A 23358-nucleotide genomic window follows, 5' to 3' on the forward strand; every position below is an offset into this window, starting at 1 on the left:
TGTCTCGTCCGGGCAAACCAAGCTGGGCACTGACCAAATAGACCAATAGCGCTGAACCAAAGACTGCTTTGCCGCGCATGAGTGTTATGCCCAAGGCATTAAGCAGCTTGCTCATTCGGCACATGTTTGCATCGCGGTTCGGGAAGCTGGCCCATAGTCTTGGAAACTCCCCGGTCGACCGTGAGTTGTTTCCGATTTTCTTTCCAACGGGGAAGGCGGCGCATTGGGAATGCCAGCAACTGACGGAGATTGGGCAACCCTTGGATTTGAATGGCCGCCTAAAGAGCGATTTTGTCTAAAGCATCGCGACGACCTACGAGGCCGCCGCCATCTCCATAAACAGGACGATGATACTTGTGTCCAAGGATGTCGGCGCGTATCCGGTCGTCTACGCCTGCGTGTAAAAGCGCATCTTCAACGTAGTGTCTTAAACTATAAGCAGTGTGGCGCGGCGTTTCCTTCAAGCCATTGTTCCCCATGTATTTGTTGACTAACGCTGACCAACCCGAAGCTTTGCGGACGTATTTCTGGATGCCGCCACGCGCTACTAATCGTCGCGCGGCCTCTAGGGACGCGCCCAGTAGCGGAATTTCGCGCCGTGTATGTGCAACTTTCAACTCGCGCCCATTGGGGGCAATTCTGATAAAAGGTATGTTTTCTTGAATACAGAAGTCCTCAAGGGGTGCGTCCGTGACCTCGGAGGGCCTTAGGCCAGTGTTGATCATGACCAGCAGGATATCGGCTGCCTCTGAATTTAAACCGTCAAACGCTCCTTTCGCCAATAGTCGGTCCTGAAGCCATTCTCGGCTGAAAGATGGGCGTTGTATCTCCTTTGCGCCGTCCAGAGCCAACTTGGAAAACGGGTTTTCAAGATGGGTCGCGGTTAGCTCACACCAGGTTCCCCAAATCTCTGCCAAGTGCCCAAAGTCCTTGTTAGCAGTTTGTGCTGCCAGGCCATCAGTCTCGATGCGTTTCGACCACCAATTCCGAAACTTCAACGCATCTGAGCGTGTGATTTGATCAATCGGCGGTGAATGGGATGGGAACACGACCGAGACGAAGTTCCTGACTGCCCGCTCTTTGGACAATTTCCAACGGCGCTTTTGCGCGTCTGATTTACTCAAGTGACGGGTTTTAGTTAGGTCGATGTACTCATTGAGGACACTCTCGAGATCAGGGCGAGTGACCGGCACAGTCCCAAGAACGGCTCGGACTACTTCGGGTGTTTCAAGCTTTTTAGGTGTGCCAAGGGAATTTAGTCGACCAACGATTTCTTCAATTGGCGAACTAAGTAGGGTGTTCAGTGCGCGATATTGAAAACCTCGCACTCCAGCAAGTTTCTTTGCCGACTCGTAGTGCGCGCGGGCCGTGCCGCTATCACCAGCGGCCAGAGCTTCCCATTCCGCCATTCGTGCGACCTCAATTTGGGCAGCTTTAGCCAATGCCTCAGCTTTGCTGTCTGTATGAAGGGCTTGTCGCACCTGGGTGATCGGTTGTCCATCTTGGCCGCGAACAAGTCCTTTGAAACGCTTGGGAACGCGCTTCACCCAATAGTAACGCCCTCGGGCATTGACGATCCCCATTGCAATCCTCTCGCGCGCTCCGTTAAACGGTTCGATTTAGTCTCTGTTGCGGGATTTCTGACGACAGTCAATTGAATTTTTGAGTAACTAACTGGAAAAAATAAGTAAATTTTTCGAGCGAGCTTTGTTTCGGTCCGATTTTGGAGGCGAGTACCGGAATCGAACCGGTGTACACGGATTTGCAATCCGCTGCGTCACCACTCCGCCAACTCGCCTTTTCAAGTAAAATCAAATACTTGCCGTGGTGTGACCGGCGTTTTAGCAGCTTTCGACAGGAGCGTCCAGAGGGGGGAGCGCAAATTTCAGGGTCGGGTGCAAACTTAGTCTTCCGTTGCGACGTTGTATCTTGTGAAGATTGGAAAGTTTCCGTGTCTGGGCCGTTGCTGGTTTTTCAAGGATGTGGCAGAACTCAATCACCCAAGGGAACAAGATGAGCGATCCAATGACAGATTTCGCAGCCCGCCGCCGAACGATGGTCGATACCCAGATACGTCCTTCTGATGTTACGAAGTTTCCCATCATAGACGCGATGCTTACCGTCAAGCGCGAGAATTTCGTGCCGGATGCACAGCGCGAGGCCGCCTATGTCGAGGGATTGATCGAGCTGGGTGACGGGCGCTGCATGCTGGAGCCGCGGACCCTGGCTAAGATGCTGGACATATTGAACATTTCCACCGACGAGTCGGTTTTGGATATTGCTCCGGCCTTGGGGTATTCGACCGCTGTGGCTGCGCGCATGGCACAGCTGGTTGTCGCCGTAGAGGAAGACGAGAGCCTTGCGGCCGAATCCCAGTCCATTCTGATGGAGGCGGAGGCAGACAATGCGATTGTCCATGTCGGTCCGCTTGGGCTGGGTGCCCCTGAACATGGACCCTATGACGTGATCATGATCCAAGGCGGCGTTGAACAGGTTCCCGATGCTTTGATCGCACAGCTTAAGGATCATGGGCGAATTGCCTGCCTTTTTGTCCAGGGTGCGCTGGGGGTCGTCCGTATCGGCCATAAATCAGGGGGTCGTGTGACCTGGCGGGATGCGTTTAACGCCAATGCACCGATTTTGCAGACATTTTCCAAAAATCGTGTATTTTCGCTATAGTTTGACAGCTGATTTTTCTGCCGCCTTGATTAGTTTAACGCAAACGCGCAAACTATAGGCAGAGCAGGGTAAATTCGATTTGAGAGGATTTCGTTATGGGTTCTATGGCGGGAGGGAAGCTGGTCAAAGCGCTGGCGCTGACTGCAGGGGTCGCACTTAGCTTTGTGCCGGGACGGGCCGTTTGGGCCGACAATATAACTGACGCATTCATTGGCGCTTACAATACCAGCGGTTTGTTGGAACAAAACCGCGCCTTGTTGCGTGCAGCAGACGAAGACGTGGCAATCGCGTTGTCGGCGCTTCGACCGATCATCAACTGGACGGTTGCAATTAGCCACGACTACACGCGTCGCGAAGTCAACAATGTGGTGACAAGACCCGACCCGAACAACTTCTTCACGGGGCTGACCCTCAGCCAGTTGCTCTACGATGGTGGGGCTGCTGTTCTGGGCAAGCAATCGGCGCAAGAAACGGTGCTGTCCACTAGGCAGACCCTTATTGATATCGAACAACAGGTTCTGTTCCGCGGAGCCAATGCTTATCTCGAAGTTCTTTTGCAGGAAGAAACCGTACAGATTCGCCTGAACAACGTCGACGTATCGGCCGAAGAACTGCGCGCATCGCAGGACCGGTTCGATGTAGGCGAGGTCACGCGTACGGACGTTGCGCTGTCACAAGCCCAGCTTGCAAGCTCGCAAGCTGATCTGGCTGTTGCGCGCGGTAACCTCGATACGGCACAGGCGGAATATGTGAATGCCGTTGGCAAATCGCCCGGACGCACGGCCGGTCAACCGAGCCTGCCAAACCTGCCAAACTCGGAACCGCAGGCCGTCAGCCTTGCGCAGCGTAATCACCCGGCCATTCTTTCGGCTCAGCACCAGGTGCGTGCCTTCGATCTGATCGTGGCGCAGCAGCGCGCCAACCTGGGTCCGAATGTCAGCCTGAATGCCGATGCCGGTATCACCGAGAGCTATGACAACGACGACAACACCAGAGACGGCACGGTTTCGTTGAATTTCAACCAGCCGATTTATGCTGGTGGCCGTTTGGCCGCAAGCGTGCGCCGCGCCATGGCCACACGGGATGCATCGCGTGCCAACCTGTTGAATGTGCAAAAAGATATCACTCAGGGTGTGACCGAAGCCTATGCCCGTTTCCAGGCGGCATCTGCAAGCCTGCGGGCATCAAGCGAACGGGTGCGCGCATCGAAGGTGGCGTTTGACGGTATTCGCGAAGAGGCCACTTTGGGTGCACGGACCACGCTGGATGTTTTGAACGCCCAGCAGGATCTGCTGGATGCGCAGCTGGCCGAAGTCGCGTCGCGGATCGAGCGTTCGCGCGCCGCCTACCAGCTGTTGCAGGCACAGGGTCTGCTGACTGCAGAACGTCTGGGGCTGGCGGTGCAGATCTATGATCCGACGCTGTATTATAACCTGGTCAAGAAAGCGCCGGCTCAGGTCAGCAGACAAAGCAAGGACCTGGATCGCGTTCTCAAAGCACTGCGCCGCGACTAAGAGCCAATACTATCTGTTGTGACGCCCGGCTTGTTTGGCTACACTCAATCCTGAGGATAGAGCGGTAGAGAACAATGACGGAAAAAGTCGTGAACGGCAGAGTAGAGGACGTGCTGTCCTCGATCAAACGGCTGGTCGGTGAAAGAGGTGAGCAAACCTCTGAACCCACGCCTTCAATCGCCCGCAAGCCCGGGCGATTGGTGCTTACCGATGCATTGCGAGTCGGCGGAACGTCCAGCATTCAAGACAGCCCGGAGATTGAAGCCGAAGCCAAAGCAGGCTACACGGCCGACGCGTCGGTCAAGCCGATGCTTTTGCGCGCGTGCGACATTGTAAATCGTGAAGATCCCGCCAACAAAGAACAAGCCGCGCCAGAGCCGCCCAAAAACCCGACCAACAGCCTGAGCGCAAAGATCGAAGCCCTAGAGGCGGCGATTGCACGCACTGAGGACCAGTGGGAGCCGGACGGCGACAGCGAAGACGAGTACTCCGGTACTCCGGCGAAAGCCCTTGAATTCAGCGCACGCAAAGAATTTTCGGATACCGGGGGAAAGAAAGCCGAACCCACTCAGGCAAAGGCTAAAGAAGCTGTGGCAACGACCAAGGCAACTTTCATTCGCGACCCCGAGGTGATCACCGCACCACCTGCTCACCCTGTCGAAGCAGCAGCGGAAGATTCTGCGATAGCTGGCATAAGCGAAGACGCATTGCGCAAAATGATCGCCGAAGTTGTTCGTGAAGAATTGCAGGGTGTTTTGGGCGAACGCATCACCCGCAACGTCCGCAAGATGGTTCGGCGCGAAATCTACAAGGCCCTGGCCGAGCAGGACCTCGAGTAGCGCTCAGGCCCTTTGGGGCGCTTCTGCAAGCGCCAGCAGGCGGTCCAGATCCATATTCCGTTCAAGGTGATCCGCCAGCGCGTCCAGCGTCTCTTCGACTCCGTCTTCATAGGCCAAGTCCGAGGTCACGCCCAACTGCGACAGGTAAGACGCGCGGAATGCGTCCGAGCTGAAGATACCGTGCAGGTAACTGCCGCGGATACGACCAGAGGCGTTTGCAGCACCTTCTGGCCGCCCCTCGACCTCTAGCCAAGCGCGGGCGCAATCAGGGCCTTCGGTACGGCCCATGTGGATTTCGTAGCCCGACACCGGTTCTCCTCCGTTAAGGGCGCGGGCTGAAGTGAGCGTTACCTGTTTCTTCCCTGCCATCACGGTCTCAACATCCAGCAGGCCCAACCCTTCCACAGTCCCCGGTTGTCCGTCGACGCCATCCGGATCAGCGATCGTCTTGCCCAGCATTTGATAGCCGCCGCACAGGCCCAGAACATGGCCGCCCCGGCGGACATGGGCATATAGGTCGATGTCCCAGCCCTGCGCCCGGAAGTAAGCCAGATCACCGATGGTGGATTTGCTGCCGGGCAGCAGTACCAAATCGGCATCACCGGGAAGGGGGCGTCCTGCTGGCACGATTTCGACCGAGACACCGGGTTCGGCAGACAGCGGATCGAGGTCGTCAAAATTGGCCATGCGTTCCAACTGCGGAACTACCACCTTGCAGGCCCCGCCAGAGTGGGACCGGATATCCATCATATCCTCGGCCGGTAGTTTCCACGCATCATGGAACCAGGGAACGACGCCGAGACAGGGCCATCCGGTACGTGCAGCGATTTCATCGCGACCTTCGTCGAAAAGGGATACGTCGCCCTTGAACCGATTGACGGCAAAACCCCGGATCATCTCAAGATCGCCTGCATCCAATACCGCCTGGGTGCCCACGATCTGGGCAATGACCCCCCCGCGGTGAATATCACCTACCAGAATAACCGGTACGCCTGCAGCGCGCGCAAATCCCATATTGGCGATGTCACCCTTGCGCAGGTTGGTTTCGGCCGGGCTGCCCGCACCTTCGATCAGGACAAGATCCGCGTCACTGCACAAGCGGTCAAAGCTTTCAAGTGCCGCGCCCAGCAGTTTGGTTTTATCCTTGCGGTAATCGCCCGCTTTCATCGTGCCCGCGCGTTGGCCTTGTACGATGATCTGAGCGCCAGTGTCGGTTTCCGGTTTCAGCAGAATCGGGTTCATGTCCGTATGCGTCGCACGCCGCGCCGCCAACGCTTGCAAAGCCTGTGCGCGCCCGATCTCTCCGCCATTTTCGGTGACGGCGGCATTGTTCGACATGTTCTGTGGTTTGAACGGTGCAACGCGCAACCCGCGCCGGGTAAAAGCCCGCGCCAGACCGGCCACTAGAACCGATTTCCCAACATTGCTGCCGGTGCCCTGAATCATGATGGACCGAACCATGGCCTGTCTCCTATGTTGACGCGCAGATGACCTGATTTGCGGGCAAAGGAAAAGCCAAAGTTGAACACGCCAGCGCATCTTTTGATCGGAGCTGCCGCCTTTGCCCGCCCAGCCCAAGGACGTATCCTGTGGGCCGCTCTGTTGGGTTCGCTATTGCCGGACCTGTTACTCTATGTGATGGCAGGTACATCCCTTTTCGTGCTTGGGATAGCCCCAAGCGTGGTCTTCGATCAGCTCTACTTTTCTGACGGCTGGCAGACAGTGTTTGCGATCGACAATTCCTTTGTCCTTTGGGGGCTTGCCTTGCTTGTTGGAGTGTGGATGCGCTGGAAGGTCTGGACCGTTGGGGTGTCCGCCGGGTTGCTGCATCTTTCAATGGATTTTCTGTTGCATGCCGGGGACGGGCGGCCGCAGTTCTGGCCATTCAGTAATTGGGTGTTTCACAGCCCCGTCAGCTATTGGGACAGCACGCATCACGCCTTATGGGTGGCACCAATTTCGGCCGTGCTTTGTGTCGCGTGTTACGCCGTTTTGTGGCGTCGCGGCATGTCCATCTGGGCGAAAACGTTCTTTGCCGCGCTGCTGATGGCCGAACTGTGGGTCGCGCGGCAGTGGCTGTTGTTCTTTTGATTGATGGCATAAGAAAAGCGCGCTCACAGCTAGGGAGCGCGCTTTTTCATGCGAAAGTCACCTTGGATCAGGCGGCTTCTGCTTGTTGGGCCGCGTTGCGACGTTCGCTTTCTTCACGCGACAGTGCAACCGAGGTGCGTACACCACGTCCAACGAACTCCATCAGTCCGCCAACAACGCGCTCATTCGGGTCGATACCCGCGCACGACAGTACTTCGCGACCATCACGAGAACGCGCCCAACGGGCGATTTGTTCCGGGCCATTGCCATACTTCTTGTCGTCGGCAATAGCGTCATCCAGCGCAGCCAGTACGACGGCCGCGAAAAGTTTGCGTGCACGATTGCCTTGCTCGTTATTAAAGGCAGTGCCGTCAACGAAATCTCTCATCTCGTCTTCCTTGTTGTTCTTGCTCTTGCATTTTCGGCGTGACGGTTCTTATGACCGATTAAGTGCGATTCGGATACACTTAAAATGCATAGTTGCGTTGCGTCATTTGCATAGCTTGCTGCAAGTGCAGCACTAGGTCTCGTCATCTTGTCAGGTGTGTTCCCGCCAGATATAGGAGCGGGAACTGACGCATCAACCGTTTGTGAAGGATTTAAGTCATGCCCAAGATAAATGGGAACGAAATTCGCCCCGGAAATGTGCTTGAGCATAACGGCGGGCTGTGGGCCGCAGTCAAAGTTGACCACGTAAAGCCCGGTAAAGGCGGCGCTTTTGCGCAGGTCGAACTGCGCAATCTGCGCAATGGCTCGAAGTTGAACGAGCGGTTCCGCTCGGCTGACAAAGTGGAACGCGTGCGTCTTGAACAGAAAGATCAGCAGTTTCTGTACGAATCTGACGGCATGTTGGTGTTCATGGATTCCGAGACATATGAGCAGATCGAACTACCGGCAGAACTGCTGGGCGAACGCCGCCCGTTTCTGCAGGACGGCATGACAATTGTCGTCGAATTTTATGAAAGCGAGGCTCTGAACGCTACGGTGCCTCAGAAAGTGACCTGCAAGATCGTTGAGACCGAGCCTGTGGTCAAAGGTCAGACCGCCGCGAATTCGTTCAAGCCAGCCATTCTGGACAACGGTGTCAAAGTCATGGTGCCGCCATTTGTCGGCCAGGATGAGATGATCGTGGTGAACACCGAAACCATGGATTATTCCGAGCGCGCCTAACCACGCGTTTGCCAGAGTAAAGAAAAACCGCGTGGACCCGTGCCGCGCGGTTTTTTTTGTCAGTTGCCCCGTCTGATTTGGCGATACCGTTCGGGGTTGGGGCCAAACAGTTCAAGCATCAGTTCATACTTGATGCGATTGGCGCTGACCTGCCGGTAAAAGGCGATCAGGAATGCTGTGGGCCCCTGAATGCGGCTGAGGCCGCTTGTGGCGGCGACAACAGTGCCGACATCCGTTTTCCCGTTCAGAACCAAATAGCCACCCAGCATCAGCACGCCAACGGTTCCCGCTCCGTTTATGACGCTCAACAGAAACTTGGCAGAAAGTTTCCAGATGAACATCCTGCGCCGCGTTTCGTAGATATCGTCGAACTGCGCCTCAACCTCGCGCGCGACTTCGTTGATCCGCTCGACATTCAGCTTATCGTTGGCTCCGCGTAATATCCGGACACGTTCGGCGACAAACACGTTCACCTTGCGTTGGGATACCAGCACGATGATGATCTGCGGCACGATCATCGAAAAGGCGATCATGCCCAGCCCCGGTTGCGTTGACGAGATATAGCCGATCACACTGATCAACGTGCCGATCTGAACGACCGGGTCCGAGAAAGCGCCGCCCGCGAATTTCCCCAGCTCTTCTGCCTCGGCTGAAATCGCCGTGGTCATCGTGCCCTTGCGCATCGTTTCGCCCGAGACATTGATATCTGAGGCGCGCAGTAGCAGCCTTTGGCGGATCATGCGGATCAGGTCTTCGCCCAACGTTCCTGCGCGATAGCTCAAAAGCCACTTTAGGGCGAGGCTGAGTAAGATGACCGACATCATTCCGGCACCCAGGTAGATCAGCTTGTCCGTAGTTACGTCGGCTGAGGTCAGGTGGTTGATGATGTCGCGCTGAAACTCCAGCGGAACTGCAGCCAGACCCGCGATCGCGATGGACAGAACGATGAGGATGATCTGCCGTCCGGCGCTGGCGCGCCAGATTGCCCTGTATAGCTGGAACATACGTGCATCCGGATTGCTGAATTCAAACCAGTGTGACAGCGCACTTGGCTATGTTCAAACCACGCCAATTCAGTCAGCTGGTCAGCCGTGCCGGTTCGGCAACACGTTAAGTGTCCAACTGTATGGTGGCGTCACCAGCCTGCATGTCGTCACCTACGCGGTCCAATCGCAAATAGGCGATCCCGCGGCCATTGGATTGGGTGAACAATGTACCGGCCGGTTTTCCGCCAGAAGTAATTGCAGTTCCAACTGGTGCTGAACCACTGACGCTGACGCCACGCAAGCCTTTGCGCAGCTCGGTCTTGTGTTTCATCCTCGCGGTGACTTCTTGCCCGACATAGCAGCCTTTCTTGAAGTCCACGCCGTTTAGCGTCTCGAACCCGGCCTCAAGGATATAGCTGTCGGGGGTCAGTTCGATGCCGGTTTCCGGAATGCAGTGTCGCACGCGAATTGCATCCCAATCTGTATCGTCGTCGTTTTCCGCACCCGCAGTATAGGCCCGCCACCCCATGTCTGGATGGCGCGGGTCGGGTAGGGCACCTTCGGGGGCAGGGCCAGTACCGCGCTGCAGGTTCAGGCCACTGTCTTCGATGCTGACATCTGCACGCAGTTTGTACATGCCCAACCGTTTGGCAAATCCATCGGCAAGGATTTCGGCAACATCCAGTAAAACCGCGTCGCCCTCGCGCTTCAGGAAGAAGTCCGCCAAGTATTTGCCTTGTGGGGTCAGCAGAGCGGCGTAGACCAGCCCATTGTCTAATCCTGCGATGTCGTTGGTGATCAACCCTTGAAGAAAGCTGTCGGTGTCCGAGCCGCTCAGGCGCAATATACGGCGGTTGGGCATCTGGGTTGTCCTCGTCTTTTCCTCGGACCTCGTGATATAGGGGTTTCCGCTGCCATGACCAGAGGGTTTCCGCCGTGCCTGCGCCGATTAGCATCGTTATCCCGACCCTGAATTCGGAAGGAACCCTTCCCGCGACCCTTGCGGCCTTGATGGAAGGCCTGCATGCGGGGCTGATCCGCGAATTGATCGTCTCGGACGGTGGGTCGACTGATCTGACTTTAAAGATTGCGGATGAGGCCGGTGCTGAGATCGTGACCGGGCCACCTTCGCGCGGGGGGCAATTGGCCAGAGGATGCGCAGCAACCAAAGGGGACTGGCTGCTTGTTTTGCATGCCGACACAGTTTTGCAAGCAGGGTGGGTTAAGGTTGTAGTCGACCATCTTTTCACCGGAACCCCGGCTGCTTTTCGCTTGGCGTTTCGGGCGTCAGGCTTTGCGCCGGCATGGGTGGCGGGTTGGGCCAATCTGCGCAGTCGCCTGTTTGGCCTGCCATATGGCGATCAGGGCCTGTTGGTCCCGAGTGAGATGTATCGAAAGGCGGGGGGCTTTCCCGATCAACCCTTGATGGAGGACGTCGCTTTGGTCCGCAGCTTGCGCGGCATCACCTTGCTGCCCAGCCGGGCAGTTACGAGCGCGGATCGCTATGAGCGTGCGGGCTGGTTGCGTCGGGGAGGGCGGAACCTGTGGACTCTGACGCGGTATTTTCTGGGGGCAGATCCTGCGAAGCTGGCGCAGGACTATCGGCGCTGAGCGACGCGCGCAGCTCGACCACGGACTTGCCCAGCCGGAACGGCGCTGCGAAACTGACCAGACATAACGCGATGATCTGCAGCACAAGTATGTGCGCATTGTCTTGCAGGTATTCCCATTCGTCCTTCAACTTGCCGACCTGTTCCACCAGATCATCATAGCTTTGCGCCAGGATCAGATAGTCACCGGCAATCGCGGGAACCTTGCGGCGCATGTTGTCGATCGCGGCCTGTGTTATGTCGTCCAGAGTGGTAAAGACTAGGAACTGATCGATGTTGAACGCATCAGCCTTGTCGGCCATTGCGCGCATTTCGTCCTGTTCGTCTTTTGCCTGACTGCCAAACAAAAAATGCAGCCCCTGCAGTGGCGCGACCTCATTTGTGACTGCGATGAACAATGGCAGGTCGGCATTGCTGGCGGTTGAGGCCGACAGGAATTCAACCTTTTCGCACAGAATAGCAGTATCCGGGTCAAAGGCCGGGTCGCAGAACCGCAGGCGGAACCGCGCGGCATCGCGGTCAAAGGCCAGCCCGGCGGCGTAAGCCACGTCTATCTGGCGGTCCAGTCGCGAGCTATCCGAAGTGTAAAGCCCGGCCAAAACCGCGACCAGCGCGCCAACGCCACCCAGTACAACCCAGACGAGGTCCGCGAGTTTCCAGGCGCGATGCCCGGCGGGTTTACGGAAAAGAAAGGCGGTGCCAATCAATCCAATCAGAAAGAACAGGATCAAAAGCGGTAGTTGGTTTTGGGTCACGAAACTCATGCCTTCAAAGTGACGGCCTGCTATGCGGCTGGCAACACTCCTCACGCTCAGTTGTTCCGTTTGGGTGGTAAAAAGCCGTTATGAGCCCGAGCTTTGGCCGAATTTCCGGAACAGTTTGGTGCGGTCAAAGGCCTGTTCCAGCTCATCTGTGCGCTCTTTAACCGAATCCCACAGCCTTTCCTGTACTTCGGCGATGACGCATTCCATCAAAACCAGAATGGCTGCCATTGAATCCCACGCCGACGGCACGGCAATACGCGCCGCAAAGGTGTGTTTGGCCAGCCGATGAATGGGTGAGCGCCACTGATCGGTGAACAGAACAATTTCAGCCTCGCGTTCATGGCACAGCTGGCCGATCAGTAGGGACGCGTTTTCATATCGGCGAACATCCAGTGCGACCAGCACATCGTCTTTGCGTACGTCCAGCAAATCGTGTGTCCACGATGCCGCAACGGGAAGCAGCCGCACGTCGGGGCGGATCATCTGCAGGTGCAGGTACAGGTATTGGGCCAACGTGCCGGTAATGCGTCCACCGGTGATAAAGATGCGCCGGTTGGGGTCACATAACAAGTTGCAGAAACTGTCGAATTCGTCTGGATCAACCTCATCAATCGTGCGTTTTTGATTGGCGAGTGTCTGTTGGGAATACCGGTTCAGGATATGCTCTTCAGGCAGATCGTTTTGCCACAAGTCACGTTTGGCGACCGGCCCCGAGATCATTTCTTTCACTTCGCCCCGCAGGGCGGCCTGAAACTGCGGGTAACCTTGAAACCCGGTCTTTTGCAGCATCCGCGCGACTGTCGTGGTGGACACCGAGGCCGCGCTGGCCAGTTCGGTGATGCTGCCGAGACCGGCCATAGGGTAGTCGTCCAGCAATACACTTACCAGTTGACGCTCGGATGGGGTCATCTTGTCTTTGTGGGCCAGCAGCCTGTCCGTCACCCGCACGCGGCGTTCCTCCTGCATCTTTTCGATCTTAGTGTGAATAATTTTTCAGCAATATCAAGAGTGGTGAAATTTATACAGGAAAAATATTGACAGGTTAAGGTCTCTTGTGGAAATTTTTCCACACGCATCTTAATTGGAATCGCAAGGCGGTATTTTGGACTTCGGAACAGTCGTTCACACGGACACAGTGGATGGTCCCCTTTCGGTAATGCTGGTCTGCGAACACGCGTCCAGCCGCATTCCCGCGTTTTTGGGGGATATGGGTTTGCCTGTGGGCGCGCTGCAAAGCCACATCGCGTGGGATCCCGGGGCATTGGCTGTGGCCAAGCTGATGGCGGCACGCCTGTCGGCACCTCTGGTGTATGGCGGGGTGTCCCGGCTGGTCTATGACTGCAATCGCCCGCCTGAAGCCGCAGGGGCCATGCCGGCGCGCAGCGAGGACTATCAAATCCCAGCGAATGTCGATCTGTCCGAGGAAGAGCGTGAAGGCAGGATTGAGAGCATCTACCAGCCCTTCCGCAAGGCACTGTCTGACCTGATCTCCCAAAATGGGGATACGCTTGAACTTATGGTGACGGTCCACAGCTTTACACCAGTCTACCATGGTCAGACGCGTGAGGTGGAACTGGGCATATTACACGGGGTGGATGACCGGTTCGCCCGGGCAATGATGACGACAGCACCCGCCGACCAAACCTATGAGACTCGCTTGAATGAGCCGTATTCGGCGGCGGACGGGGTTGCCCATACACTTGACGCGCAGGCGCTGCCGAACGGGCTATTGAACGTCATGATCGAGATCCGCAATGACCTGATACAAACGCCCGAGCAGCAGGAGGCTATGGCCGATTGCCTGGTTTCCTGGATCGCGCGGACCCTTGCAGATTTTCAGAAAGGGGGCGCGGCGTGATCAAAGCGATGGCGTCATATGTGCGGGTCGTCGATGCGGTGAATTACCGGATCGGGCGGGTCATGATGTGGGGCCTGTTTGTCATGATGGGCATCCTGCTGTGGTCCTCGATCTCAAAAACGTTTTTCGTGCCATCGCATTGGACGCTGGAAATGGCGCAGTTTGCGATGGTGACCTATTACATTATGGGCGGACCGTATTCGATCCAGCTGGGATCGAACGTCCGAATGGACCTGTTTTATCACAACTGGAGCCCGCACCGGAAAGCCTGGTTCGATGCCTTCACCGTTCTGCTGCTGATCTTCTACCTGGGGGTATTGTTTTATGGCGGGCTTGGGTCGACGGCCTACAGCCTTGGCTATTGGGGCGATGAACCGGTCTCCTACTTTTTTGGACTGTTGACAGGCAGTGAGGAAATTGGCCGGCTTGAACGCTCATCAACAGCGTGGCGGCCGTATATCTGGCCAGTAAAAACCATCATGGTGTTCGGCTTCTTCCTGATGCTGCTGCAGGCGATATCGGAATTCTTCAAAGACATAGCCCGGATCAACGGGCAGGAAATCGGGGTCGTGCGGGCATGAGCCAGGAATATATCGCCATCTTCATGTTCGCATTGATGATGCTGATGCTGTTCACAGGTCAGCGGGTCTTTGGCGCGATTGGCGCGGTGGCTACCATTGCCGCGCTGGCGCTTTGGGGCACAGGCGGGCAGGACATCACGTTCTCGGCCGCGATGAAGCTGATGAAATGGTATCCGCTGCTGACACTGCCGATGTTCATTTTCATGGGCTATGTGCTCAGCGAAAGCCGGCTGGCGGATGACCTGTACAAGATGTTCCACGTCTGGATGGGGCCCATCAATGGTGGTCTGGCCATCGGCACTATCGGGTTGATGGTGCTGGTCTCGGCCATGAACGGCCTCAGCGTTGCGGGTATGGCCATTGGTGCGACCATTGCGCTGCCGGAACTGCTTCGGCGCGGCTACGACAAGACGATGGTGACCGGGGTCATTCAGGCGGGTTCTAGTCTTGGTATTCTGGTTCCACCCTCGGTGGTTCTGGTCCTCTATGCGATGATCGCGCGGCAACCTGTCGGGCAACTGTGGCTGGCGGGGATTATCCCGGGTCTTCTGATGGCCGCGATGTTCATTCTGTACATCTGGATTCGCTGCCGCATTCAGCCCGAGCTGGGACCCGCAATGGAAGACGCGCATGAGGTGCCATGGGCCGAAAAAATCAGGCTGTTGGGAGCAGGGGCGCTGCCGCTGATAATCTTCGCGGCGATGATGGTACCGTTTGTGAATGGTTGGACCTCGCTGGTGGAAAGCTCGGCGATCGGAGCGCTGACCGCTCTGGCTGTGTCCGTCATCAAGCGCCGCATGACTTGGAAGATTTTCGAAGACTGCACCAAGCAGACGTTGGCCATTTCCTGCATGTTCATGTGGATTATTCTGGCCGCGCTGGGCTTTGGGGCCGTATTTGACGGTCTCGGCGCGGTGAAAGCCATCGACAACCTATTCACAGACCAGCTGGGCCTGTCACCCTGGATGATCCTGATCCTGATGCAGCTAAGCTTTATCGTCATGGGCACGTTCCTGGACGATACAGCAATGCTGGTCATCGTGGCACCGCTGTATGTCCCGCTGGTCGGCGAGTTGGGCTTTGATCTGATCTGGTACGGGGTGCTTTATACGATCACGACGCAGATCGCCTATATGACGCCGCCCTTTGGCTATAACCTGTTCCTGATGCGCGCGATGGCCCCGCCAGAGATCACCCTGCGGGACATCTATGGTTCGATCTTTCCTTTTGTCGCGGTGATGGTGCTGGCGCTGACAATCATCATGATTTTCCCGGAAATCGCTCTGTGGTTGCCCGGGTATGTCTATGGAAACTAATAAGAATGCTCGGTGAACGGGCACAGAAACTTTAACGGAGAGGAATTGACATGACGACAAGACGTAAGTTTCTGAAAACCGCTGGGGTTGGCGTTGCTGCCGCACCACTGGCGACGCCTGCCTTGGCGCAGAACACGATCACATGGCGGATGCAGACCTATGCAGGTCCTGCGCTGGCTGAGCATGTGATTGATCCTGCGATCAAGATGTTCAACCAGATCGCCGGTGACCGGATGCAGATCGAGCTGTTCTATGCTGATCAGCTGGTTCCCACGGGAGAGCTGTTCCGGGCGATGCAGAAAGGCACCATCGACGCGGTTCAGTCGGACGATGACTCGATGGCATCACCTACCGAAGTAACTGTGTTCGGTGGCTATTTCCCGTTCGCTTCGCGCTATTCTCTGGACGTGCCTGTGCTGTTCAACCAGTGGGGCCTGAACGAGATCTGGGACGAGGAATACTCCAAGGTCGGCGTCAAACACATCAGCGCTGGCGCATGGGACCCGTGCCACTTTGCGACCAAGGACCCGATCAACTCCCTGGCGGATATGAAGGGCAAACGCATCTTCACCTTCCCGACGGCGGGGCGCTTCCTGTCTCAGTTCGGCGTCGTGCCAGTAACCCTGCCGTGGGAAGACATCGAGGTTGCGGTTCAAACGGGCGAACTGGACGGTATCGCTTGGTCGGGCATCACCGAAGACTACACCGTCGGCTGGGCCGATGTGACCAACTATTTCCTGACCAACAACGTGTCGGGCGCATGGGCGGGTCACTTCTTTGCCAACATGGACCGCTGGAACGAACTACCCGAAGATCTGCAGACCCTGTTCAAGGTTTGCTGTGATCAGTCACATTACTACCGTCAGTGGTGGTATTGGGGTGGTGAGGCCAACCTGCGCGTCAACGGCACCAAGATGCAATTGACCTCTATCCCGGACGAAGAATGGGTAACCGTTGAGGAAGCCGCCGTGAAGTTCTGGGACGAAGTGGCAGCCGAGTCCGAGACCAAAGCGAAAGTTGTCGACATCTTCAAGCGTTACAACGCCGAGATGCTAAAGGCTGGTCGGCCCTATCGTTACACCTAAGAAACCCTTCTTCCCGACGCGTGGGGCACCCCGTGCGTCGGGATTGGACATCAATAAGCGACATCATTTATGCTCTCGTCTGTTCCAAGAATAGAAAAACAAAACCGGAAGCACATTTGTGCGCACCGGTCAGACGAGGTGTGAACATATGGCTATCGCGAGCTTTTTGATTGAGATTTTTGCCGCAACCATGTTGCTGCTATTCGCCGTACGCTTGGTTCGTACCGGTATCGAACGGCGCTTTGGTGCGCTGTTTCAGTCGATCCTGACACGCCACTCCAACAGCTTCGTTGCAGGGGGGGCTGGCATGGTTCTGGCCACGATCCTGCAAAGCTCGGCCGCCGTTACGGTTTTGCTGACCGGTTTCGCTGCGGCGGGGATGGTGACGTTTGGGATGGCGCTGGCGGGTGTTCTGGGCGCGGATTTGGGCGCCGCTTTAGTCATTCAGGTTCTGTCCTATGATCTGGGCTGGCTTCAACCCGCATTGTTGGCGTTGGGCGGTTGGCTGTACCTGAAATCCGAACGGTCGAATGTACGGCTTATGGGCCGGATCGTTCTGGGCGTCGCCTTTATCCTGATCTCGCTTCAATTCCTGCGCGAAGCAGTTGAGCCGATCCGCGAAAGCGCGTTTTTGCCCGCAATCGCAGGGTATCTTGAGACCGATTATTTCAGCGCCTTTATCGTTGGTGCGGTGCTGGCCTTTGTCATGCACAGCTCGGTCGCGACGATCCTGATGTGCGTGGCCTTGGTTCAGATCGGTGCAATTCCCTTTGCCGCCGGTTTGTCGCTGGTGCTGGGAGCAAATCTGGGTTCGGCCTTTATTCCAATGTGGCTGACGCGCGATATGACCGTCTCAGCCCGGCGTATCCCTCTGGCCAACCTCTTATTGCGGGGAAGCGCGGCGCTGGTAATGCTGATCGTCGTGAATGTTGGCGGTTTGCACGAGGCGCTATTGGTGACGAGCCCGGCGCAGTCTCTGATTTTTGCACATATCGGATTCAATTTGGCTGTATTCCTTCTGGCCACGGGTTTCGTGAACCAGTTGGAACAGCCGATGGCCGTTCTGATGGCGGAGCCCAAAGCCGAGGCCAATGCGCTGGATCAGTTTTCGGATGCGCTGACACCGCTGGGGGACCCCAGCGGCGAAAGGGCCAGCGTTGCGATGTCCTCGGTGCGTCACGAACTGTTGCAGATGATCACGCAGGTCGAGCGTATGTTCCGCCCCGTTTTGGATATCTACGAACAGGATGACAGCGACGCGATTTCCGCGCTTTGGCAGCAGGATGAGCGGGTCAATACGCAACTGACCGAGATCCGCCGTTTCGTTGCGCGCATGCCGCGGCAGAATATGAGCAAAGGGCAGATCAAAGCCGCACGAGGGTTGGTCGAATATGCCATCCGTCTTGAAGCTGCGGGCGATGTCGTCTCCAACCGGATGACCCGGACGGCGCAGATCAAGCATACTGAACGTTCGGAGTTCTCGGCGCAGGGCTGGAAAGAGCTGAAGGATTTGCACGCGGCCATTCTGGAAAGCTTCTCGCTGGCGCGTCACGTGCTGTTGGTGGACGACATGGATTGTGCCCGCCGGCTGGTGTTGGACAAGGCCGAGGTCAAGCGGATGTCCCGCAATAGCCGCAAGGCGCACCTGAAACGGTTGGAGCGCGGTCAGACCGAGAGTTTTCAGTCCAGCGACCTGCATTTGGAAACCCTGCGGTCCATGCGCGACTTGCACGGGCACATCGCCGCCGTCGCCTATCCGATCCTCTACAAAAGCGGTCAGGTTCTGGAAACGCGCCTGGTGATGGAAATGGAAAAAGAAGCCAACGATGACTGAAGGCAGGTAATCGAAACCGAGGTCTTTCTGAGTGACAAAGGAAACCAATGATGGGCAATGAAGCGATTTTGGCCGATCTGAAAGCCAAATTCGAAACGGGCGAGGTCGACACCGTACTGGTTTGCATGGTGGACATGCAGGGCCGGCTGATGGGCAAGCGGTTTCACGCAGGTCATTTCGTAGCAGGTGCGTGGGAAGAAACCCATTGTTGCAATTATCTGCTGGCCACGGATCTGGAGATGGGCACGCCGGACGGCTATGCCTCGACCAGTTGGGAGCGGGGTTATGGCGATTATGTCATGAAGCCGGACTTGAGCACGCTGCGCCCGGTGCCGTGGCTGGAAGGCACGGCGATGGTGATGTGCGATGTGCTGGATCACCACACGCATGAGGAAGTGCCGCATGCGCCGCGCTCGATCCTGAAGAAACAGGTCAATCGCCTCAAAGCCATGGGTTATGACGCGATGTGCGCCACCGAACTGGAGTTTTTCCTGTTCGAAAAAAGCTTTGACCAGATCCGCAAGGAAGGCTTCCGCGATCTGGAGCCGATCTCGGGCTATAACGAAGATTATCACATCCTGCAGACCACCAAGGAAGAGCATGTGATGCGCCCAATCCGCAACCATTTGTGGAACGCGGGGATACCGGTTGAGAACTCGAAGGGTGAGGCCGAGACCGGGCAGGAAGAGCTGAACATCAAATACGCCCCGGCGATGGACACGGCCGAATACCACTCGATCGCCAAGAACGCGGTGAAAGAGATCGCCTGGCAACACGGTCACGCGGCGACGTTCCTGCCGAAATGGCATCACGACAAAGTCGGCAGCTCGTCCCACGTGCATCAGTCGCTTTGGGCGGATGGCAAGCCAGCGTTTTATGATGCGGATGACGCGTTGGGTATGTCGGCGCTGATGAAAAGCTATATGGCGGGTCTGCTCAGATATGCCGCTGACTATACCTATTTCATGGCTCCCTACATCAACAGCTACAAGCGGTTCATGAAAGGCACCTTTGCGCCGACAAGGATTATCTGGTCGGTGGACAACCGAACGGCTGGCTTCCGTCTGTGCGGCGATGGGACTAAGGCCGTGCGGGTTGAGTGTCGTATTCCGGGCTCAGATATGAACCCGTATCTGGCGATGGCTGGCATGTTGGCCGCCGGGATTGCCGGTATCGAAGAAGGCCTGGAACTGCAATCGCCCACCACCGGTGATGTTTATCAGGGAGACACCGGTATGATCCCCGGCAATCTGCGTGCAGCACGCGATGCGTTGCACGGGTCATCGATGCTACGCGCGGCTATGGGTGATGATGTGGTCGAACACTATGCCCGTGCAGCGGAAGTCGAGATTGAGGAATTCGAGCGCGTCGTGACTGATTGGGAAGTTGCCCGCGGGTTTGAGCGGGCTTGAGATCGGGTCAGGCTGGGGGCGATGCCCCCACGCCCCCGGGATATTTTTAGCCAGATGAAGCAGGGATCCTGTTTCTTTCGGAAATGGAGTGGTTATGGGGCAGATGTTGAAATGTGTCTCGCCGATTGATGGATCGGTTTTTGCTGAACGTGAGGTGTTGTCACGGGATGCAGCGTTTGAAGCGGCAGCGCGATCGCGGGCGGCACAGGCAGAATGGGCAGCGCGGCCGTTGCAGGAACGTATCGATCTTGTCATGGCCGGTGTGGCTGCGGTTGGGGCGATGAACGATGAGATTGTGCCCGAGTTGGCGCATATGATGGGGCGTCCGGTACGTTATGGCGGTGAGTTCGGCGGCTTTAACGAACGTGCGAGCCATATGGCTCAGATTGCCGAGGCGTCTCTGGCTGATATCGCAGTGGGCGAGGACGAAGCCTTCAAACGCTATATCAAGCGCATTCCGCATGGCGTGGTCTTTGTGGTGGCGCCCTGGAACTATCCCTACATGACCGCAATCAACACCGTGGCCCCGGCCCTGATCGCGGGGAACACTGTGATCTTGAAACATGCCACGCAGACGCTGCTGGTGGGCGAGCGCATGGCGCAAGCGTTTCATTCCGCGGGTGTGCCCGAAGATGTATTTCAGAATGTCTTCCTGAGCCATGACGTGACCAATGACCTGATTGCAGGCAATGCGTTCGACTTTGTAAACTTCACCGGTTCAGTAGGTGGTGGCCAAGCGATGGAGCGCGCGGCTGCAGGGACATTCACCGGTGTTGGCACCGAGCTGGGTGGCAAAGATCCGGGCTATGTCATGGACGATGCCGATCTGGATGCTGCGGTGGATACGTTGATTGACGGCGCGATGTTCAACTCGGGCCAATGCTGCTGCGGGATCGAGCGGATTTACGTCCACGATAGCCTGTATGATGCCTTCGTCGCCAAGGCGGTTGAGGTTGTGAAAGGCTATAAGCTGGGCAATCCTCTGGACAGCGATACAACGATTGGTCCAATGGCCAATGTGCGCTTTGCCAAAGAGGTGCGCGCGCAGATCACCGAGGCTGTTGCGGCCGGGGCGGTGGCTCATATCGGCACGTTCCCCGAGGACGATGGTGGGGCCTATCTGACACCGCAGATCCTGACCAACGTCACCCATGACATGCGGGTGATGCAGGACGAGAGTTTCGGCCCCGTGGTCGGCATTATGAAAGTGTCCTCGGACGACGAAGCCATCGCCTTGATGAATGACAGTGAATTTGGTCTGACCGCCAGCCTGTGGACCCGCGATGTAGACCGGGCCGAACGCGTGGGCGATGCGATCGAAACCGGAACCGTGTTCATGAACCGCGCCGATTACCTGGATCCGGGCCTTTGTTGGACTGGCTGCAAGAATACCGGCCGCGGCGGCGGTTTGTCCGTCATTGGCTATCACAACCTGACACGTCCTAAATCCTACCACCTGAAAAAGGTCACGGGCTAAGGGCAACGGCCTGCCCGGTTCAGACCCCCTCGGCCGGGCAGGTCTCAAATCACAAAGGAAACCTGACATGTCACTTGTTGGAAACTGGTCCTATCCGACCGCTATCAAATTCGGCGCAGGCCGTATCAAGGAACTGCCCGAGGCATGTGCTGCCGCTGGTATGAAAAGGCCGTTGTTGGTCACCGACAAAGGGTTGGCCGATCTACCGATCACCGCGGCGACGCTGGATATCATGGAGGCCGCAGAGCTGGGGCGCGGGCTATTCAGCGACGTGGATCCTAACCCGAACGAAAAAAATCTTGAGGCAGGGGTCGCGGCCTACAATGCGGGCGGCCATGATGGTGTGATCGCTTTTGGCGGCGGTTCCGGGTTGGATCTGGGCAAGATGGTTGCCTTTATGGCAGGGCAGACGCGCCCGGTTTGGGATTTCGAGGATATCGGCGATTGGTGGACACGCGCGGATTCGGATGTCATTGCACCGATTATCGCTGTGCCGACCACAGCCGGGACCGGGTCCGAGGTCGGGCGCGCCAGTGTCATCACGAATTCCGAAACCCATGCGAAAAAGATCATATTCCATCCCAAGGTTCTGCCGACCGTGGTGATCTGCGACCCCGAGCTAACAGTTGGCATGCCCAAATTCATCACGGCGGGCACCGGTCTTGATGCATTTGCGCATTGTGTCGAGGCGTATTCCAGCCCGCATTATCATCCGATGAGCCACGGCATTGCGCTGGAAGGTATGCGGCTGGTCAAGGAGTACCTGCCACGCGCCTATGCAGATGGCACGGATATTGAGGCCCGCGCGCAGATGATGAGCGCGGCAGCGATGGGGGCGACCGCCTTCCAGAAAGGCCTAGGCGCGATCCACGCCATGAGCCACCCGATTGGCGCTGTTTTCAACACTCACCACGGCACCACCAACGCGGTTTGCATGCCCACAGTGCTGGAATTCAATGCCCCAGCTATCGCTGACCGGTTTCAGTCAGCGGCGGCCTATCTGGGAATTGATGGCGGCTTTGACGGCGTCCGCGGCTTTGTGCAGGAGTTCAACGACGCGCTGGGTATCCCAACCAGACTGTCCGAACTGGGTGTGACCGAAGCTGCAATCCCGAAACTGGTGCAAGGCGCGATCATCGATCCGTCTTGTGGTGGTAACCCAATCGAATTGACAGAGGACAATCTGACCGCTCTGTTTAAGGCTGCATTGTGATCGGTCTTGCTCTGTGCAAGTAACGAAACCGGCCCGTTTCTTGGGCCGGTTCTCTCTGCGCGAAAGGTTCGGACGTGACTCTGTTTGTCATCGCCATCATTTTGACGGCTGCGTTGCTGCATGCGGTGTGGAACGCCATCGTCAAAACAGCCGCCGACCGAACGACTACATTGGGCCTTGTCGCATTTGGGCATGTTATCCCTGCAACGGCCATGGTCCTGCTGCTGCCTCTGCCCAGCGCTGAGAGCTTTCCCTATATCCTGATCTCGACCGTCGTGCATTTTGGGTACTACTACATGCTCGGCAAAGCCTATCAGCATGGGGATCTGAGCGTCGTCTATCCGATCGCCCGCGGTATCGTGCCTGCGTTGGTCTCGCTCTGGGCGATGATCCTGGTGGGCGAGGTTCTTCCGCTGCAGGCATGGGGCGGGATTGCGCTGATCGCACTTGGTATTCAGCTCAGCAGTTGGAGTGCCTTGCGGTCCGGCGTCGGGCGCTGGGCGCTGTGGTTTGCACTGGGTACCGGGTTTTGCATCTCGATTTATTCGGTCGTGGACGGCATCGGCGTGCGGTTGTCGGGCAATACGCTTAGCTACTGGGCCTGGGGCGCGTTCCTGCACCTGTTCATTGCCGGGTTTGTTGGCATCAAAAAGCGGGATACGTTGGCACAGCTTCCGACCAAGGTCTGGATGATCGGAATCCTGGGCGGGCTGGTGTCGATGACGGCCTATGGTCTGGTGCTTTACGCCAAGAATTTCGCACCACTGGGTGCGGTTTCAGCACTGCGCGAGACTTCGGTGATCTTCGCTGCGTTGATCGGGTTTATCTTCCTGCATGAGGGCAACTGGATGCGTCGCCTTGGTGCGGCCTTACTGATGGCCGTTGGCGTAGCCCTGATCGGTATGTCGGTCTGATCCCGGCGGCCTTGC

General features: G+C 57.0%; 21 protein-coding genes, 1 tRNA gene and 1 pseudogene. 15 read left to right on the top strand and 8 right to left on the bottom strand.

The annotated features are described in order from the left end of the window. Nucleotides 1–278: 278 nt before the first annotated feature. Complete coding sequence (locus AC2FI9_RS07280; protein WP_496766861.1) at nucleotides 279–1583, bottom strand: tyrosine-type recombinase/integrase; 1305 nt, start codon at nucleotides 1581–1583, stop codon at nucleotides 279–281. A gap of 141 nt (nucleotides 1584–1724) precedes the next feature. Beyond that, nucleotides 1725–1798, bottom strand: a tRNA-Cys gene (locus tag AC2FI9_RS07285). Between the two features lie 227 nt (nucleotides 1799–2025). Here AC2FI9_RS07285 and AC2FI9_RS07290 point away from each other — a divergent pair. The 3 genes from AC2FI9_RS07290 to AC2FI9_RS07300 all read left to right on the top strand — a co-directional run bounded on the left by AC2FI9_RS07290 (nucleotide 2026) and on the right by AC2FI9_RS07300 (nucleotide 5032). After that, nucleotides 2026–2679, top strand: coding sequence for a protein-L-isoaspartate O-methyltransferase family protein (locus tag AC2FI9_RS07290; RefSeq protein WP_496766862.1), 654 nt, complete (start codon nucleotides 2026–2028; stop codon nucleotides 2677–2679). Nucleotides 2680–2774: 95 nt separating this feature from the next. Then, a complete protein-coding gene (locus tag AC2FI9_RS07295) occupies nucleotides 2775–4193 on the top strand; it encodes a TolC family outer membrane protein (protein WP_496766863.1) in 1419 nt (472 codons plus the stop codon). Between the two features lie 89 nt (nucleotides 4194–4282). Continuing rightward, complete coding sequence (locus tag AC2FI9_RS07300) at nucleotides 4283–5032, top strand: hypothetical protein (RefSeq protein ID WP_496766864.1); 750 nt, start codon at nucleotides 4283–4285, stop codon at nucleotides 5030–5032. Between the two features lie 3 nt (nucleotides 5033–5035). On the opposite strand, the gene AC2FI9_RS07305 is transcribed toward AC2FI9_RS07300, so the two are convergent. Next, nucleotides 5036–6493, bottom strand: coding sequence for a cobyric acid synthase (locus AC2FI9_RS07305; protein WP_496766865.1), 1458 nt, complete (start codon nucleotides 6491–6493; stop codon nucleotides 5036–5038). A gap of 60 nt (nucleotides 6494–6553) precedes the next feature. Here AC2FI9_RS07305 and AC2FI9_RS07310 point away from each other — a divergent pair, with 60 nt between their 5' ends. Further along, nucleotides 6554–7123 carry a cobalamin biosynthesis protein CobQ gene (locus tag AC2FI9_RS07310; protein ID WP_496766866.1) on the top strand — a complete coding sequence of 190 codons (570 nt, stop codon included), beginning with the start codon at nucleotides 6554–6556 and terminating at the stop codon, nucleotides 7121–7123. A gap of 67 nt (nucleotides 7124–7190) precedes the next feature. Here the strand turns inward: AC2FI9_RS07310 and AC2FI9_RS07315 are convergent, their stop codons facing one another. Next, nucleotides 7191–7511 (bottom strand): DUF6280 family protein, encoded by a 321-nt coding sequence (locus tag AC2FI9_RS07315; protein WP_008757056.1) that lies wholly within the window; start codon nucleotides 7509–7511, stop codon nucleotides 7191–7193. Nucleotides 7512–7729: 218 nt separating this feature from the next. Here AC2FI9_RS07315 and efp point away from each other — a divergent pair, with 218 nt between their 5' ends. Next, nucleotides 7730–8293: an elongation factor P gene (efp, locus tag AC2FI9_RS07320; RefSeq protein ID WP_058274164.1), complete on the top strand. Its 564-nt coding sequence runs from the start codon at nucleotides 7730–7732 to the stop codon at nucleotides 8291–8293. A gap of 59 nt (nucleotides 8294–8352) precedes the next feature. Here efp and AC2FI9_RS07325 read toward each other — a convergent pair whose 3' ends face one another. After that, nucleotides 8353–9297: an ABC transporter transmembrane domain-containing protein gene (locus tag AC2FI9_RS07325; RefSeq protein ID WP_496766867.1), complete on the bottom strand. Its 945-nt coding sequence runs from the start codon at nucleotides 9295–9297 to the stop codon at nucleotides 8353–8355. A 106-nt stretch (nucleotides 9298–9403) separates the two neighbouring features. Continuing rightward, nucleotides 9404–10141, bottom strand: coding sequence for a CAF17-like 4Fe-4S cluster assembly/insertion protein YgfZ (ygfZ, locus tag AC2FI9_RS07330; protein WP_496766868.1), 738 nt, complete (start codon nucleotides 10139–10141; stop codon nucleotides 9404–9406). Between the two features lie 74 nt (nucleotides 10142–10215). On the opposite strand from ygfZ, the gene AC2FI9_RS07335 reads away from it, so the two are divergent. Beyond that, nucleotides 10216–10890 (top strand): TIGR04283 family arsenosugar biosynthesis glycosyltransferase, encoded by a 675-nt coding sequence (locus AC2FI9_RS07335; RefSeq protein WP_496766869.1) that lies wholly within the window; start codon nucleotides 10216–10218, stop codon nucleotides 10888–10890. A 7-nt stretch (nucleotides 10891–10897) separates the two neighbouring features. Here AC2FI9_RS07335 and AC2FI9_RS07340 read toward each other — a convergent pair. Both AC2FI9_RS07340 and AC2FI9_RS07345 read right to left on the bottom strand, forming a co-directional pair. Next, a pseudogene (locus AC2FI9_RS07340) lies at nucleotides 10898–11653 on the bottom strand (hypothetical protein); the annotation flags it as partial. Between the two features lie 78 nt (nucleotides 11654–11731). Next, nucleotides 11732–12619, bottom strand: coding sequence for a MurR/RpiR family transcriptional regulator (locus tag AC2FI9_RS07345; RefSeq protein WP_058274161.1), 888 nt, complete (start codon nucleotides 12617–12619; stop codon nucleotides 11732–11734). A gap of 169 nt (nucleotides 12620–12788) precedes the next feature. On the opposite strand from AC2FI9_RS07345, the gene AC2FI9_RS07350 reads away from it, so the two are divergent. The 9 genes from AC2FI9_RS07350 (at nucleotide 12789) to AC2FI9_RS07390 (ending at nucleotide 23343) form a co-directional block, all read left to right on the top strand. Then, complete coding sequence (locus AC2FI9_RS07350; protein WP_496766870.1) at nucleotides 12789–13511, top strand: N-formylglutamate amidohydrolase; 723 nt, start codon at nucleotides 12789–12791, stop codon at nucleotides 13509–13511. Further along, on the top strand, nucleotides 13508–14092 hold the full coding sequence (locus tag AC2FI9_RS07355; protein ID WP_496766871.1) for a TRAP transporter small permease subunit: 585 nt from the start codon (nucleotides 13508–13510) through the stop codon (nucleotides 14090–14092). The genes AC2FI9_RS07350 and AC2FI9_RS07355 overlap by 4 nt, the downstream gene beginning before the upstream one ends. After that, nucleotides 14089–15408 carry a TRAP transporter large permease gene (locus tag AC2FI9_RS07360; protein WP_113790362.1) on the top strand — a complete coding sequence of 440 codons (1320 nt, stop codon included), beginning with the start codon at nucleotides 14089–14091 and terminating at the stop codon, nucleotides 15406–15408. Before AC2FI9_RS07355 ends, AC2FI9_RS07360 begins: the two co-directional genes overlap by 4 nt. Nucleotides 15409–15458: 50 nt before the next feature. Then, complete coding sequence (locus AC2FI9_RS07365) at nucleotides 15459–16493, top strand: TRAP transporter substrate-binding protein (RefSeq protein WP_058274157.1); 1035 nt, start codon at nucleotides 15459–15461, stop codon at nucleotides 16491–16493. A 148-nt stretch (nucleotides 16494–16641) separates the two neighbouring features. Next, nucleotides 16642–18327, top strand: a complete 1686-nt coding sequence (locus AC2FI9_RS07370; RefSeq protein WP_496766872.1) for a Na/Pi cotransporter family protein — start codon at nucleotides 16642–16644, stop codon at nucleotides 18325–18327. Between the two features lie 50 nt (nucleotides 18328–18377). Next, on the top strand, nucleotides 18378–19739 hold the full coding sequence (locus tag AC2FI9_RS07375) for a glutamine synthetase family protein (RefSeq protein ID WP_496766873.1): 1362 nt from the start codon (nucleotides 18378–18380) through the stop codon (nucleotides 19737–19739). 94 nt (nucleotides 19740–19833) lie between these two features. Beyond that, entirely contained in the window at nucleotides 19834–21216 is a 1383-nt protein-coding gene (locus tag AC2FI9_RS07380; RefSeq protein ID WP_496766874.1) for an aldehyde dehydrogenase family protein, read from the top strand. Between the two features lie 67 nt (nucleotides 21217–21283). Then, nucleotides 21284–22429, top strand: coding sequence for an iron-containing alcohol dehydrogenase (locus AC2FI9_RS07385; RefSeq protein WP_496766875.1), 1146 nt, complete (start codon nucleotides 21284–21286; stop codon nucleotides 22427–22429). A gap of 74 nt (nucleotides 22430–22503) precedes the next feature. After that, nucleotides 22504–23343, top strand: coding sequence for an EamA family transporter (locus AC2FI9_RS07390; RefSeq protein ID WP_496766876.1), 840 nt, complete (start codon nucleotides 22504–22506; stop codon nucleotides 23341–23343). Nucleotides 23344–23358: the final 15 nt, after the last annotated feature.

The organism is Ruegeria sp. CDSA246, from assembly GCF_059611225.1.

Coding starts and splice junctions, on each gene's coding strand:
- AC2FI9_RS07280 (WP_496766861.1), bottom strand. CDS start 1,583: ATGGGGATCGTCAATGCCCGAGGGCGTTACTATTGGGTGAAGCGCGTT.
- AC2FI9_RS07290 (WP_496766862.1), top strand. CDS start 2,026: ATGACAGATTTCGCAGCCCGCCGCCGAACGATGGTCGATACCCAGATA.
- AC2FI9_RS07295 (WP_496766863.1), top strand. CDS start 2,775: ATGGGTTCTATGGCGGGAGGGAAGCTGGTCAAAGCGCTGGCGCTGACT.
- AC2FI9_RS07305 (WP_496766865.1), bottom strand. CDS start 6,493: ATGGTTCGGTCCATCATGATTCAGGGCACCGGCAGCAATGTTGGGAAA.
- AC2FI9_RS07315 (WP_008757056.1), bottom strand. CDS start 7,511: ATGAGAGATTTCGTTGACGGCACTGCCTTTAATAACGAGCAAGGCAAT.
- efp (WP_058274164.1), top strand. CDS start 7,730: ATGCCCAAGATAAATGGGAACGAAATTCGCCCCGGAAATGTGCTTGAG.
- AC2FI9_RS07325 (WP_496766867.1), bottom strand. CDS start 9,297: ATGTTCCAGCTATACAGGGCAATCTGGCGCGCCAGCGCCGGACGGCAG.
- ygfZ (WP_496766868.1), bottom strand. CDS start 10,141: ATGCCCAACCGCCGTATATTGCGCCTGAGCGGCTCGGACACCGACAGC.
- AC2FI9_RS07345 (WP_058274161.1), bottom strand. CDS start 12,619: ATGCAGGAGGAACGCCGCGTGCGGGTGACGGACAGGCTGCTGGCCCAC.
- AC2FI9_RS07360 (WP_113790362.1), top strand. CDS start 14,089: ATGAGCCAGGAATATATCGCCATCTTCATGTTCGCATTGATGATGCTG.
- AC2FI9_RS07365 (WP_058274157.1), top strand. CDS start 15,459: ATGACGACAAGACGTAAGTTTCTGAAAACCGCTGGGGTTGGCGTTGCT.
- AC2FI9_RS07370 (WP_496766872.1), top strand. CDS start 16,642: ATGGCTATCGCGAGCTTTTTGATTGAGATTTTTGCCGCAACCATGTTG.
- AC2FI9_RS07375 (WP_496766873.1), top strand. CDS start 18,378: ATGGGCAATGAAGCGATTTTGGCCGATCTGAAAGCCAAATTCGAAACG.
- AC2FI9_RS07380 (WP_496766874.1), top strand. CDS start 19,834: ATGGGGCAGATGTTGAAATGTGTCTCGCCGATTGATGGATCGGTTTTT.
- AC2FI9_RS07385 (WP_496766875.1), top strand. CDS start 21,284: ATGTCACTTGTTGGAAACTGGTCCTATCCGACCGCTATCAAATTCGGC.